The 14,503-nt window shown below is 64.2% G+C and carries 14 protein-coding genes; 3 read left to right on the forward strand and 11 right to left on the reverse strand.

Features of this window, described 5'->3' with window-relative positions:
* Positions 1-158: 158 nt before the first annotated feature.
* Positions 159-575, reverse strand: coding sequence for a PIN domain-containing protein (locus GEV06_00060; GenBank protein MPZ16296.1), 417 nt, complete (start codon positions 573-575; stop codon positions 159-161).
* Entirely contained in the window at positions 572-820 is a 249-nt protein-coding gene (locus tag GEV06_00065) for a hypothetical protein (protein MPZ16297.1), read from the reverse strand. The genes GEV06_00060 and GEV06_00065 overlap by 4 nt, the downstream gene beginning before the upstream one ends.
* 352 nt (positions 821-1,172) lie before the next feature.
* On the opposite strand from GEV06_00065, the gene GEV06_00070 reads away from it, so the two are divergent.
* Positions 1,173-1,457 carry a DUF2442 domain-containing protein gene (locus tag GEV06_00070; protein ID MPZ16298.1) on the forward strand — a complete coding sequence of 95 codons (285 nt, stop codon included), beginning with the start codon at positions 1,173-1,175 and terminating at the stop codon, positions 1,455-1,457.
* A 308-nt stretch (positions 1,458-1,765) separates the two neighbouring features.
* Here GEV06_00070 and GEV06_00075 read toward each other — a convergent pair whose 3' ends face one another.
* The 8 genes from GEV06_00075 to GEV06_00110 form a co-directional block, all read right to left on the reverse strand.
* A complete protein-coding gene (locus tag GEV06_00075) occupies positions 1,766-2,692 on the reverse strand; it encodes a hypothetical protein (protein MPZ16299.1) in 927 nt (308 codons plus the stop codon).
* A complete protein-coding gene (locus GEV06_00080; GenBank protein MPZ16300.1) occupies positions 2,634-4,361 on the reverse strand; it encodes a DUF116 domain-containing protein in 1,728 nt (575 codons plus the stop codon). Before GEV06_00080 ends, GEV06_00075 begins: the two co-directional genes overlap by 59 nt.
* Positions 4,362-4,473: 112 nt before the next feature.
* Positions 4,474-5,667, reverse strand: a complete 1,194-nt coding sequence (locus GEV06_00085) for a radical SAM protein (GenBank protein MPZ16301.1) — start codon at positions 5,665-5,667, stop codon at positions 4,474-4,476.
* Between the two features lie 121 nt (positions 5,668-5,788).
* Entirely contained in the window at positions 5,789-6,634 is an 846-nt protein-coding gene (locus tag GEV06_00090; protein MPZ16302.1) for a ferredoxin family protein, read from the reverse strand.
* Entirely contained in the window at positions 6,631-6,945 is a 315-nt protein-coding gene (locus GEV06_00095; protein MPZ16303.1) for a hypothetical protein, read from the reverse strand. The genes GEV06_00090 and GEV06_00095 overlap by 4 nt, the downstream gene beginning before the upstream one ends.
* Positions 6,946-7,046: 101 nt before the next feature.
* Positions 7,047-8,144, reverse strand: coding sequence for a cobalamin biosynthesis protein P47K (locus GEV06_00100; GenBank protein MPZ16304.1), 1,098 nt, complete (start codon positions 8,142-8,144; stop codon positions 7,047-7,049).
* A 7-nt stretch (positions 8,145-8,151) separates the two neighbouring features.
* Entirely contained in the window at positions 8,152-8,637 is a 486-nt protein-coding gene (locus GEV06_00105; GenBank protein ID MPZ16305.1) for a glycine cleavage system protein H, read from the reverse strand.
* A complete protein-coding gene (locus GEV06_00110; protein MPZ16306.1) occupies positions 8,634-9,806 on the reverse strand; it encodes an aminotransferase class V-fold PLP-dependent enzyme in 1,173 nt (390 codons plus the stop codon). The genes GEV06_00105 and GEV06_00110 overlap by 4 nt, the downstream gene beginning before the upstream one ends.
* Positions 9,807-9,924: 118 nt before the next feature.
* On the opposite strand from GEV06_00110, the gene GEV06_00115 reads away from it, so the two are divergent.
* Positions 9,925-10,548 (forward strand): lipoate--protein ligase family protein, encoded by a 624-nt coding sequence (locus tag GEV06_00115; protein ID MPZ16307.1) that lies wholly within the window; start codon positions 9,925-9,927, stop codon positions 10,546-10,548.
* Between the two features lie 192 nt (positions 10,549-10,740).
* Complete coding sequence (locus GEV06_00120; protein ID MPZ16308.1) at positions 10,741-13,647, forward strand: TonB-dependent receptor plug domain-containing protein; 2,907 nt, start codon at positions 10,741-10,743, stop codon at positions 13,645-13,647.
* Between the two features lie 162 nt (positions 13,648-13,809).
* Here GEV06_00120 and GEV06_00125 read toward each other — a convergent pair whose 3' ends face one another.
* A complete protein-coding gene (locus GEV06_00125) occupies positions 13,810-14,172 on the reverse strand; it encodes a hypothetical protein (protein ID MPZ16309.1) in 363 nt (120 codons plus the stop codon).
* Positions 14,173-14,503 lie beyond the last annotated feature (331 nt).

The following is a 14,503-nucleotide window of genomic DNA, read 5'->3' on the forward strand; positions in this document are numbered from 1 at the left end:
CGACTCAGGCTGAAAGAAGCTTCGTAGCGGTCGCTGTTGGTAGGGTGGGCACGGCCCTTTCCGCGGACTGGATGCGCCCCTCGCGCTGACGTGGATTATACGGCGTTTTCGGGGCGTCCGACCGGTTTCAACCGCTTATCGCGCTCAACTTCGCGCAGTCAGCGTCGCCGAGCGTTCCAGTCATCGACACGCAGGCCCGGGATGCGCGTCATGTGCTCGAGATTCGCTGTCACGAGCGTCGAATCGAGGGCGAGGGCATGCGAGGCAATGGCCACATCGAAATCCTCGACGCGCCGTCCCCGTCGTTCGAGGGTGGCTTTGACCCGGCCGTAGGCCAGGCTGACGGCGTCCGTCCACTCGGCCCGCGCCAGTGTTGCGCAAATGAGATCGAAGCGTGCCTGGAGTGCCGCGCGACGTTTCGATCGCGGCAGCCGCTCGATCCCGTAGGCGATCTCTGCAATCACCGGATGCGGCACGGCGACCTCCGTCGGGGCGACCGCTGCCAAACGGTCCACGACGTTCGGCGTTCCCTTCATCAGCGCGGATACCGCGTTCGTGTCGAGCAGGTACTTCACAGATCCTGCGGCCGCTTCGACCGCCGCGCGTGCTTGACGTGGGCGACCAGGTCGTCGACCGCCGCGGCCGTCTCGGCGTCGACCTCGCGCAATCGATCGAGGAATTCTGTCGGCCAACCCTGTCGCTCATTGACCGCCTGCTGCAGAGTCTGGACAATGAGGCGGTTGCGACTCAGCCGGAGGGCCTTGGCTTGCCGGTCCACGGCACGCAACAGGGCGGGAGGAATGTGCACAGTCGTCGGCATGAATATATTCATGAATATACCACAGTGCCTGTGACATTCGCCAGTTGGAGGCGAGTTGGGAATTGCTTGTTTGCATACATGCCTCACGCTGGAATTTCGGCCGTCGGAACTTCATCGGCGGCGGCGCTGGTCACGGGGAGGGTGCATGCTCGCGTACAGTTTTCAAGCCGCTCACAGTGCGCAAGAACCATGCCCTACGGGCCGCGGGGCGAGTTTCTGTAACACCGCACATCATATATAACGGGCGATAGAAGCTGGGTGAGCTGCCACGCGCAGGTTTGGATGGGATTGGCTCCGAAGCTCGGTTTCGTCGCACTGTGAGATACTGACAGGGAATCGGAGATCTTCGGAAATGCGCAAGATCGTCGAAGTGCGGCCCTTAGATGACTATCGGATCTGGCTCAGGTTCAGTGACGGCGCGAAAGGCGAAGTCGATCTGAGCGATCTCGCGGGCCGTGGCGTCTTTTCAGCGTGGGCCGACCGAAACGTGTTCACGGCGGTTCATGTTGAGAGCGGTGGCGGGATCGAGTGGCCTGTGGAGATCGACATGTGCCCAGATGTGCTGTACCTGCGGTTGACGGGCAAGGCGGTCGAGGACGTCTTCGCCAGTCTCAAGCCGACGCCGGTTGATGCCTGAGCTCAGCCGGCAAGATCGATCCACTACCGCAAGCGCCAACGGTGTACTGCTGGGTTCCGAGACCTGAAAAGATTCCTGAAACGCTGCGCACGAAACGGGCCGTCCCCTGAGGCTGGCCACGCGTCCGGACTGCAGTCCCGTCGTGAATCAAGAACCGTCGGTGTGGGGCCTATTCTGGTCGGCGCTTTCGTCACACCCGCAAGAACGGCCATCCCGCTCGCCGAGATCGGAGCCGGGTATCATACAGGCCGATCGCGCGATTCAGGAACCGATCGGTTGCGGCGTGACGAAATCGGGAAGGAGAATTCTCAGAGTACGTCTATCCGTTTCCCACGTCGCTCGGCCGCTGACCCTGCCACCGCCAGGTGCCCGAGCGCGAGGAGGCCGTAGTAGGTGTACTCGCAATCGAGACCGTCATCCGCCCAATTGCCGTAGAAGCCGCCGCGGTTCGTCCACAGTGAGTCGATGAAGTCGAGGCAGGGCTCGAGAACGCCGGCCAGCGGGACGTGCAGCGTGGACAGGGCATGGAGCGCCGTAGCCGTGGAGAGCAGATCGGGGATTGGCGCGCCCGGCGTGGCGAAGAAACCGCCTTGAGGGTGACAGCGATCCAGCAGCCACACGCCGTGCTGAGGATCGATCGGCGCATCGAGATACCGGCGCAACAGCACGGCAGCAGCCGTCGTGGCGGTGACGCCGTGCTCGAGGCCAGGCTGATTCCCATAACCTCCATCACGCGAGCGCAGGCCTTCGATTGAGCGCACGAGCGCCTCGGGATTGGGCAGCGCGCAACCGAGGTCCTGGTAGATGCCGAGTGCGAGAAACGCCGCGTAAATGGTGCCGCGCGGCGATCGCGCCACCTGCGCATAGCCGCCATCGTCGCTGCGGTAGGTCTCGAGTCGTGCGAGGAACCGATCGGCGGGCAGGCCGTCGAGCCGGTGCGAGAGCGTCGCCCAGCTGCGTACGAGACACGCGAGATGCACGAAATCCAGGCTCTCGCCGCTCCCGAACCGACCGAGATAGGTGGACGTACGCTCGGCCGGTAGGCCGGCCTGCAGAGCAACTAGGCCCTCCAGCCCGAACACGGTGTAGTAAAGATCGCTGACGCCAGCGCGATCTCGGAAGCCGCCTTCATCGCTCATCTGCTCGAGCAGGAAGGCGCGGACGAGCTCGGCCGATTCACCCAGCTGCGTGGGTGCGAGCCTCGCGATCTGCAGCATCTCGAGCCTGAAACTCACTGCACCAGCCCTTGATCTCGACACGGAAGATCTTGCCCACCACGCGCCGCAGCAGTCCCTTCAGGCTCGCGTGCTGCAGATCCGGCAGCGTCCGGATGGCATGTTCTTTGTACCCTTCGAGCAGCGCGTGGGCACGTGCCTCGGCGCCAAGCTCGGTGACCAGCGTCCGGACTGCGTCTGGGCCGGCCGTATCCTGCAAGCGCCGGCGCCAGAGCTGATCCAACGTCTCACGCGCCGACCCCTTGGCCTTTTCGAAGGCGAGCGCCAGCGGCAACGACGGCCGCATGGCGCCCACGTCATCCGGCGCGTGGCTCTCGACGAGATCCTCGAGGTCGTCTCGAATCTGATAGGCAACACCGAGCGCTTCGCTGTAGCGGTGCAAGACGTCGTGCACCTCTGTCGATGCGCCGCCGAGCACGCCGCCGAGTCGGAGCGCTACCTCGAACGCCGGCGCCGTCTTGCGACGGAAGATGTCGATGACCTCGGCGGATGGGAGCGGCGCCGGTGTGCGGGCCCACGCGAGCTCCGCCCCTTGGCCCAGCGTGAGTTGTCGATGACCCTCTGCCGCGATCCTCACGAGCTCTGCACGCGATACGGCCGTGGTGTCGGCTGCTGCCAAGAGCCGGTAGCCCTCACCGACCAGCAGGTCGCCCACGTTGAGTGCGACAGGAACGCCCTGCTCGACGTGGAGTGTCTCTCGTCCATACCGCTGCGCGTCATCGTCCTCGATATCGTCATGGACGAGCGAGGCCTTGTGAAAGCATTCGACCGCAACAGCGACCTGTCTGAGCGCTGTGGGAAGCGGCGCCGTCGGGTCGTCTTGCAGGGCGCGATAGACACACGCCGTCAGGAACGGCCGCCACCGCTTGCCCGCGGCCGCGAGCCATCGCCTGGCAACGATATCGGCGTCGCCTTCCGTTGGGCCCATCAACTCATCGAGCGCCTCGGGCGCGAACCAGCCCTCGACCTCGTCGCGCAGCGCATCCAAATCGAGGCGACGTGTCCGGTCGTCGCTCGTGAGGTGCACCACGCTCCAGATCCACTCCAGATCGACCGCTGTGTCTTTGCAATCATCTTGGAGCAGCGGGATCGCGACGCCGGGAACGGCTGCGGACTCCATGTAGGGGAACGCGCGCTCGAGCACCGACAAGCAGCTCACCCCCACGATCGCGTCGACCTTCCCGGTCTGGATGAGCGCCATGACGATCGCCGATCCCTCCGCGACGAGCACAGCGTAGCCCAGACGTTCCGCCTCCACTTGCAGGTCCTGAATCGTGCAGAGCCCACACTGCTTACACAACAGACCGAACTCGTCGAAAGGAGCGGGGCATTTGTCCTCGACGCGCAGACACTTCGGCAAGAGCAGCAGTCGCCGCTCGTACGGCACGGTCGCGAGCTGTTCGTGCCACACTTCGTTATTGATGAGCACGCCGATGTAGTCCCGATAGATCGGGTCGGTGTCGGTGAGCGCGACGAGCGTATCGGCCTGCTGACGCAACTCGTCCAGCACGAGCGGCGGTACCAAGGTCGACCGCCGCGCCTCGACATAGCGCACTACCAGCGAGCGCAGCTGCTCGCGCTCCGGTAAGGTCTGCGGGATGTTCGCCTGCGGCGGCCGTTCCGGCATCGACGGGAGGACACGCAGGAGCTTGGGTGCGGGCAAAGTCATGCGGATGTTCCTAGGTTCCTAGTCCTTGGTCCTTGGTCCTTGGTCCTCGGTGCGCCTATTGCCCCGATGCCAAGGCGCACCAAGCACCAAGGACCAAGCACCTCTAGGACCGCTAGCTATAGGCGCCGAATCCGAAAAACCACCGTTTCTTGGCAAAGCGATACGCCCAGTGTTCTTCCGGGATCTCATGGCCCGGATTGTGTTGGCTGCGGCGTGGCGTCATCGCCTCCACTTCCGCAAGCGCGGTGCCGCGCTGTGTCGTGTCGCGGGCGCCATGCTTCTGCACGAGGTCGCGTACGAGATCGGGCCGTTCGAGCACGATGCAGCCGCGCGTGGCGCGAGCCGCCGTCTCGCGGAAGTCCTGCAGGAACGGGGATCGCGTCATGGTCTCGTAGAACGACGCGCCGTCGCGGACCGTGCTCGTGGCGAACTGCAGGATTGGACAAGGCTCGATGTCGCCCGACGGTCCGATGTGATGACTCACGCCGGTCGCCATGGGACAGAGAGCCTCGCCGCGATCATCCCAGTACGCGTCGACGATGGCGATGGGCAGCCGCGCACGCATTTCCACGATGAAGCGGCGGACTGCAAGCGTCTGCTCCGGTCTGAGCGCCAGCTCCGGCGACGGCTTTGGACCCGCGACTCGATACGTGTGAAACCACACGTAGTGGACGCCGAGGTCGATCAAGCGCCGCAGCCAGCTCTCGGACACGAGATCGTCGATGTTGCTCTGGCACACGCTCGTCGCGACGCCAACGAGGAGCTTGTGTCGGCGGCAGGCCTCCAGACCAGCGAGTGTGCGTGTGAGCACCTCGGTGCGTCCGCGCCGCTGGTCGCTCACCACCGCTGTTCCCTCCACGCTGATGAGCGGCGTGACGTTGCCCAGTCGGCGCAGCTCGCTTGCGACAGCATCGGTGATGAGCTGTCCGTTCGTGAAGACCTGAAAGTAACAATCGCGATGGGTCGCGAACAGCTCGAGCAGCTGCGGGTGCAGAAATGGCTCACCGCCCAGAATCCCGAAGTACGCATTGCCGTGTGCCTTCGCGTCCCCGACGATGCGGTTCAGGTCGTCGAGCGAAAGCTTCTCGGCTGGTGCTGCCACATCGACCCAGCAGCCGTGGCAGCGTAGCTGGCAGCTCGAGATCACGGAGATGAACAGGAATGGCGGAAAGTACTCGCCGCGACGAAGGCGCCGCTTGTACAGCTCGACCGAGCGGATCCCCTTGACCCCGAAGTTGTACACGAACTTGCCAACGACCTTGGGGTCGGCTTCGGTCAGCACGCGGCGAGCAAGCTGGAACAGCATAAAGGACGAACTCCGTAGCGCAGGCCTTTAGGCCTGCTTTTGCCGTGGCCTCTCTTCGCCGCGGTTGGCAGGCCTGAAGGCCTGCGCTACGTACGAATATCTGACGCCTAACCCCTGACGCCTACTGACCCCTGACCCCTGACGCCTGATCCCTGGCGCGTGCCCTTGCCGCCTCGGACTTCTCGCGAATCTCGTCCGGCGATGGGAGCGCGGCCAGCACTTCGGCCGGCACGCCGAGCTCCTTCTGCAACTTCACCAGACAATTCTGCCGTTCCTTGAGCGCGCGCTCATCGTCGCGCTCTTTGGAGAAGCGCGACTGTGCCTTCGCGCTGCGATCCCGGAGCGCCGCGTAGATGTCGCCGCCAAGGAGCGAGGAGATGTCGACCTTCATCGCCTCGCGGCGCACGTCATCCACATCCACCTTGTCACCGTTGATCGGCCCGTGGCGATACTTCGGAAACATGATGGCCACTTCCGGGCACACGCGCGAGCAGGCCGGACAATCCGTCTTGCAGTTGGTCTGGTTCTGCACCTGGATCTTGCCGTCCGACGACACACCGTAGACGTCGAATAGGCAAAAGCTCAGACACTGCATGCAGTTCGTGCAGCGTGTGTAGTCGATCACCGGAAACCAAGGCTTCCAGGGCTTGGAGGTCTCCGTCCTCTCGGCGGCGCGGAGGCTGTCCATAGCGTCCGCCAGCGCGCTCGGTGCGAGCCCGTCTACTTCCTGGAACTGCGTGCCGGCGACCGGAGGCTCGGGCACGCGGCCACCGTAACGGCCGACAACGATCGGCGGCTCGCCAGCGACGGCGCTGCCGACCGACGCTGCTTCATCACCGACGCACGAGACCTCATAGCCGCGCTCGAGCAGGGTCCGCAGGATCGCACCACGTTCGCCCGCCGCAAGAGCGGCGCTCCCGCGCGTGATGACCAGTGCCCGTGGCGCCCTCGGAACCGGCATCGTCATCGCGAGCTCTCCATCTCGCCAGCGTCGCTCTCCGGCGCGAGCAGCCCGTGCGCGACGTCGTCTGCGGTTTCTGTGCGCATGTTGAGAATCTGGACCCGGTCGTCTGCCAGCTCGGCACCGGCTGCGGCAAACAGCCAGCGCACGGCACGCGGATAGCACGCCGCGATGCGGAGACGTCCCTGCGCCGCAAGCTCACGCAAGCGCGGATCCGCTCGCGCGGCCATCTCGCAAAGGTCAGGGACGGCGTCGAACTCGACATCCGCTTCGGCGAGCCGATCCAACACCGCCGTCTTGACGTCCACTGGCAGCACTCGGGCATGTACGCAGTGACAGTAGAGGACGCCTGGGCGAGGCGTCCGTCCCTCCCCATCGTCAGGTGCGTTCGCCGAAGGCGCCGTGTCAGGTGTCGTCTTCACAGGTCCGCTCCAATCGTTGCCATGCGATGCGTCGGACTCGGTCTGCCTGGGCGGAAATATTCGCTGTGCTCGATTGTGGCGTCGACGCCCATTTCTCGCGACGCTTCGACCAATGTTTCGCCGACCACCACATGTAGATGGTTCGGGTCACCCTCGGCGCGGAGATTGAGAATCAGCTGTCCCTCGGCCACGGCCTCGTCGAGGCGATGCGACAGCTCCGGCTCCCCGTCCGTTCGCACGAGGTTGAGTGCTGCAATGTCGTCCCCTTCGACCGGTGTGAGCGTCATCTTCAGGTGCGCAATCTCGAGCCCATCTGCGGCGAGTCGCCCACGGATGCCGCTTGCCAGCCGTTGCAAGAAACGGTTCCCGTCAACCGGCGCCGGCGCTGCGATGCGCACCGTCGCGTTGAGCCAACCAAGCAACGCTTCGCCCTCGGCATACATGTCGTAGTCGATATCCATCGCACGACGGTCGGCGAGCGTCGTCGCGGCGAGGCGGCCGAACCACTGGTCGAGGTTCGAGCCGGTCCGCGCGCTCACCGTGAAGATTTCTGCCTGCGGGTAACGGTCGTGCAGCGCCCCCTGAAGCGTGCGCTGCTCGTCGGCGGTCAACAGATCGCTCTTGTTGATGACAATGAAGTCTGCTTCCTCGAGCTGTTTCTCGTACACATAGAGCACTTTGGGTGAGAACGTGCGGCCAGGCTCGAGGCCCAGGATGCGTCGCGCGCGCATCGGATCGACCAGCACGCTCAGCGGCGCAATCCGGTAGTCGTTCCCATAGAGGCGGCTCAGTGGGTACTGCACGGTTGCGCGGAGATCGGTGCAGCTCCCAACTGGCTCGGCGAGGAAGACGTGGGGCTTGGCCTCCTGCATCAGTCGGTCCGAGGCCTCGGTCAGGGAGTTGAAGCGACAGCAGAAGCAGCCACCGGTGATCTCCTGAACGGGGTAGCCGTGCGCGGTGACAAACGAGGTATCGACCAGCCCATGGCTTTGGTCGTTGGTGATGAGGCCGACTCGGCGTCCCTGTTTTGTCAGATGCTCCGCCAAGCGCAACAATGCTGTCGTCTTCCCAGCCCCTAGGAAGCCCCCCACCATCATGTAGTCAGCGCTCATCGTTCGCTCCCTCGTCAGCGTGGCGGCTTGCGAGCATCTTGTCAATCGTCACATCGAGAATCGCGGTGTAGCCGTGCACGTCCACCGCGTCCTCCGCCGGCTGGCCTTCGAGCCGATACAACCAGCCCTGTCCGTATGGGTCCGACTCGATGAGCGTGATGTCGCTGCCAATCGGGCCGCCGGCATCCAGGAACCGTCCGGTTCCCACCGAGAAGATCGTCGTCACCGCTTTCAATCCCTCCATCCAGCCGATATCCTCACCGACTGAGATGGCCGCGCCCGGCGACCGCGTGAGCTCGTATTCCACGACGTCGCCCAGCATGCGCGTCGCGAACTTCGTGAAGCCAATGCGCCAGATGCCCGATGCTTCCTCGGCCAGCCAGTAGTGCGCCGCGGTATACCGGCGGTCGACTGGCAAGTGCGTCGTGAAGCGCGACCGGCGATAGTAGACCGACTCGCCGCGCCATCGGCTCATGAAGCTCGACTCCCGACGGCTCGGACGCCGCTGGGCTCCGGCGCTTGCAGCCGTTCGAGTGCCGCGACCATGGCCGAACAGTCAGGGAGCTCCGACGTCGCACACCATGACAAGCGCAGCGCACCTGCTTGTCGCCATTCCGGCAGTCGCATCGCGCTGAGCACGTGACTGCAGGTGTAGGTTTGTGACGTGCAAGCGGCTCCGTTGGAGATCGCCACGAGGTCGCGCCACCGATCGATCGCTGTCTCGGCATCGATGCCGGGGAATGAGACATTCAGGATCTCCGGCACGGACCGATCCGGATCGCCATTGATCACCGGCTGCAGCGGAGCCAAGCCATCGAGCAACGCGCGTTTGAGCTCACGACACCGTTCACGCCGTCTGGCGCCCTCGACGACAGCCAACTCGGCAGCCTTGCCGAAGGCCACGATGAGCGGCACCGCCAGCGTGCCAGGTCGCAGGCCCCGTTCCTGCCCGCCGCCGAACATCAGCGGCCGCAGGCTGGGTCGCACGCCTCCTCGTCGCCGCACGATTAGCGCGCCGATACCCTTCGGTCCATGCATCTTGTGTGCGCTCGCGCTGATGAGGTCGATCCGAGGATGGCTCAGCGCCGCGCACTCACGACCGAAGCTTTGCGCCGCGTCGACGTGGAAGTAGATGTCGCGCTCCTGGAGGAGGCGTGCCACCTCCGCGACGGGCTGAATCACCCCGGTCTCGTTGTTCACGTGCATGAGGCTCACGGCGAGTGTGTCAGGCCGCAAGACCGCGCGGATGGCCTCGGGCTCGACCCAGCCCGCACCGTTCGGGGAGACCAGCGTCACCTCGAAGCCGCGTCCTTGCAATTCGGCCAGTGGCTCGAGGACGGCGTGGTGCTCGATCTCGCTCGCAACGATGTGCCGCCGATCCTCGGCGCTGGCAGCCGCCAGTCCGAGAAGGGCAAGATTGTTGCTCTCCGTGGCACCGCTCGTGAAGACCACGTCACCGCGTGAGGTGCCGATCACTGCTGCAACACGGTCGCGCGCCTGCTCGACGGCGGCCCGAGCCCGTTGGCCGAAGTCATGCGTGCGGCTTCCGGCATTGCCGAAGTCCTCGTCCAGATATCGCAGCATCTCCGCGCGCACGCGAGCATCGAGCGGCGTTGTTGCAGCACAGTCCAGATAAACTGGCATCACCCGCGTCCTAAGCCCTGAGCTCACTTGACGGGCCTCGTAGTAGCGCAGGCCTTTAGGCCTGCCGGCGGCGGGATTGGCAGGCCTGAAGGCCTGCGCTACGAGTACCCTGATTCAGATGCACCTCATCGCCGACCAACCAGATCTCAGCGCCACGGACCAGGTCGCTCAGGACTGGGCGCTGTTTCGCGCAGCCGAGGACGGATCGGCCAATGAGACGCTTCGGTTTTGGGAGACGATCCACCCCACTGTCGTCATTGGACGCGGCGGTCACCTTACTGACGAGGTCTTCGAACAGTCGTGCGCGTTGGACGGCGTGCCCATCGCCCGTCGCTGCTCCGGCGGCGGCGCCGTCGTCCTCGCATCCGGCTGTTTGAATTACGCCTTGGTGCTCTCACTTGTTCAGCGTCCGGACCTGGTGGACTTGCGCCGGAGCTACCACATCATCCTCGAGCGGTTGGCCGAGGCGCTCGCGGTGCCGGGTCTCAGGCCCTCTGGCACGTCTGACCTCGGGGTGGACGGCCGTAAAGTCTCGGGGAATGCCCAACGCCGGGGCCGGAGAGCCCTCCTCCACCATGGGACCTTGCTCTATGCCTTCGACCCGCGCCTGTCGGAACGATACGTACGGGAGCCGGTTCGTCAGCCGCCTTACCGTCGCGGCCGGCCACACGTCGACTTCCTGACCAACCTCCCCCTTCCGGTGCATGCCATTCGTAAGCGCGTTGCCGCCGCCTGGCTGTGAAAGGGAACCCGGTCCCTTTCCGATCCCGGGTACAATAGCTCATCCTCGCCGACGGTGCTGTTCCGTGCCTGCGAAACAGCGTTATGATGCAAGCTTCGAACATTCCTTTCTCTTCTTCGACTCCGCCTCTGGGTGCCAACCCACGGAGCTGGGTCGCGTCGCCCGAACACTCGGGCTTGGGGGGTGCGAATCATGAACGTCAGACCGATTCTGGTGCTGGTCGCGGCCTGCGCTTTCGCAGCACCGACAGCGGCACAGCAGGGGAGCACGGAGATCCGCGGGCAGGTCGTCGACGAGCAAGGTGCGGTGCTACCGGGCGTCAGCGTGACGGTGCGCAATCAGGAAACCGGCATGTTCCGCGAGACCGTGAGCAACACCGAAGGCACCTACTTCATCAGCGGCGTCACTCCCGGCCAGTACGAGATCACCGCACAGCTCGAGGGCTTCAAACGCTATCAGAGACGCGACGTTTCGCTCGCGATCGGCCGGACGTCGACGGTCGACATCCGCCTGGAGGTTGGCGCCCTCGAGGATGCCATTACAGTCACGGCAGAGACACCGCTGGTCGACGTCACCTCGAAAGAGGTGGGCGGTAACATCACCAGCCGCGAGCTCGTCGCGCTGCCGTCGATCAACCGTAACTACATCGGCTTCATCGGACTACTCCCGGGCGTGATCCCCAACATCAGCACGGAGTCGTTTGGCTCCGATTCCATCAACGTGAACGGCCAGGATGCCCGCAACAACAACTACATGCTCGACGGCGCGAACAACAACGACGATGTCATCGGGCAGCGCGCAGGCACCCAAGCGCGGACGCCCCTCGAGGCGATCCAGGAGTTCCAGGTGCTGACCAGTCAGTTCGACGCCGAGTTCGGCCGGACGACAGGGGCGATTGTCAACGCGATCACCAAACAGGGGACCAACGCGTTCCGGGGCAGTCTGTTCGAATACTTCCAGGACGCACGCCTCACCGAGCGGGACTACTTCGCGAGCAAAGAGGGCCTCCCAAAACCGGATACGCAGCATCAGCAGTTCGGCGGCACCCTGGGCGGACCCATCATCCGCGACAAGGCGCATTTCTTCACGAGTATCGAGCGCGTGCTCGTCGACGAGGGCATTACGGTCAACATCCCGGCGCGTCCCGAGCTCAACGCCACGACGACGGAGGCGACGCGCGTGTGGAACACGCTGCTCCGCTTCGATCATCAGCTCAACGCCAACACGACCTGGGGTGTGCGCTGGCTGCGCGAGGCCTCGCCTCAGTTCAATCAGATCATCACGCCGCCCCTCGTCACGCTGGCAGCGTCACGGGAAGAAGACGACGTCGACCAGACGGTGGTCGGGACGCTCAGCACGGTGCTCGGCAATGCCAGCGTCAACACATTCCGTCTGGCCTGGACACAGGAAGATGTCGCCTTTGCCAACCCCTGCTTCAACGGCAACGGTCAGCGCCAAGATCTGTGCGATCCCACGCTGGCCTTCCAGACGTTCGACGACCAGCAGAGCGACGTCGCGCAGGCGCGCGTCAACGATGCCGTTCAAATCGAAGACACGTTGTCCTGGTTCGTCCCGGGCTGGCACGGTGACCACGACATCAAGGTCGGAATGCAGTATCAGTACTCGTCGAACGATTTCGTGTCGCAGGACAACTTCAACGGCACGTTCACCTTTGGCGGGAACGATGCATTCGACGCCGCCAACCCGGCGAGCTATCCGGAGCGGTTCTCGATTCGCGTGCCGGGGCCGCTGACGTATTTCATGAAGGCGCATCACTTCGGCGCCTTCGTCCAGGACAAGTGGAAGGTGAGCGATCGGCTCACGCTCAGCGTGGGTGCGCGCTACGACCTCGAGGTGATCCCACTCCGGGAAGAAGCGAACCCTGCCTTTACCGACGTGGATGACTATCCCGTGGACACCAACAACCTGGCTCCGCGGGTTGGCCTCACCTACGACCTGAGCGGCGACGGCCGGTCGGTCGTGCGTGGCGGCTACGGCCTCTTCTACGACAAGACGCATTTCGAGTTGATCACGGCGCTCATCGCATCCGGTGTCTTCTCGAACTCGTTCGTGGCGCAGTTCCCCGCGAATCAAGCGGATCCTGGACCCGCGGCGGGAGAGCTCCCCACCGATGCATTCCTGCGTCAGGGGCCAGTTGTCGATCGCGATCGACTGCAGGCGCTCTTTCCTCCGGGATCGCGGCTACAGAACGCCGGCAACGTCTTCCTCGACAATCCCGATCGGCACATCCCGTTCACGCACCAACTGTCGGCAGGATACGAGCGGCAGCTCTGGTCCAGCGTGTCGCTCAGCCTGGACTACGTGCATGCCTTTGGCCGGGCGCAGTTCATGACCCAAGACCTCAATCCGCCCGAGCGGCTCGGCGAGGGGCGGACTGACCCGGTCGTGCGTCCCAATCCGGAGTTTCGTCAGGCGGTGTTCACCCGCATCAACGCGGGTGAGACCGACTACGATGCGCTGCAGCTTCAGCTCGAGAAGCGTTTCGCGCAGAGCTTCAGCTCGCGCGTCGCGTACACTCTGGCGTACTCCCGCGGCAACACGAGCGGCGTGGGCATTCCCACCAGCTCCTTTCAGCTTGCGGACGACCTGCGGCTCGATCGCAATACCGGACCTACCGATATCGATCGCCGGCACAATTTCGTGTGGAGCGGGGACGTCTTCGTGCCACGCACGGGCGGCTTGACCTTCAGCTGGGTGGCCCGGGCGCTCAGCGGCTTACCGTTCACGATTATCGACACTGACGTGGATCCGGATCGCAACGGCATCCTCTTCGATCCATTGGCGGCGGGAGCTTACAGCGGAGAGGGTGAGGACGCCTTCGATGTGGAGTTCGACGGTGGACGCAACGGCGCGCGTGGTCCCGGTTTCTTCCAGCTCGACGTACGCTGGGGCTACAAGTTTCGCGTGGGCGATTCCCGGGCGCTCGACCTCTTCGTCGACGTGTTCAACCTGACGAATCGGTCGAACTTCGATAACCCTGACGGAGACCGCCGGTCGGTCGACTTTCTTCGCCTGACGGAGCTTCGGCAGGGCGGCGTGCCACGCACGCTCCAGCTCGGTGCGCGCCTGCAGTTTTAGGTAGGGCCGCCTCGCCGAGGCGTCCTAACGAGTGACGAGTGACGAGTGACGAGTGAGGGTGTACCCGACTGTATAGCCTACCGACCACAATCGGGGCGCTTCATGCGTGCGTCGCCAGCCGGAGTGCCGCCAAGCTGTGGCTCGTCACTCGTCACTCGTCACTCAGTGCACGGCACCGTGCGGCGGAGACGGTTCCTCCTCGTCCACCATGCCGTGGGCGACGACGAAGTAGTACGCCGCGAGGCGCCGGCTCTTCGTTTCTTTGATCGCTTCGAAGAGGTGCTCCCCCTCCTGTTCCTCACCGAGGCTCTCGACGTAGGTGATTTCCTCGGGATCGACCACAACCTCGCCGACCACGCGCTTGCCACGAATGAGCTGGACCACCATCCGTGGCCCATCCTCGCCCAGGTGCCAGTGCAGGTCATCGTCGTCGTACAGCGCCCCCTTGGGCGTGCCGACGCGCTGCACGCAGTTGGGGTGTTGCCGCAGCCACGCCCAGAAGAGGTCGAACGGGAGGGTCGACATGACAGAGCACGGTAGCATGAAAAACGTCCCTGCGACGCTGCTCCGTTCTCTTTGTGAGGCTGTCAAAGCGGAGGCCGAAGAGAAGATGCGGGAGGGGGCATCGATCCCGCGTTCTATCAGAACAGGTCTTCAGAACCTCGAGGGCAGGATTCGGAACCGCTTTCGCCCACCAATGCGATAGGTTTCAAAGTCGTCGTGCTAAATCTCGGTCTTTCGCATGGTGCATTGCATGGTAATGCAGGCGAGTGTAAGTGTCGATTGGGAGCTCAACGTCGACCTGGAACGAGCCGCGGAATAAAGGGAGGGCAGTCATGGTCTAATCGAGAGATGC

The sequence above is a fragment of the Luteitalea sp. genome, from assembly GCA_009377605.1.
Classification (GTDB): Bacteria; Acidobacteriota; Vicinamibacteria; order Vicinamibacterales; family Vicinamibacteraceae; genus WHTT01.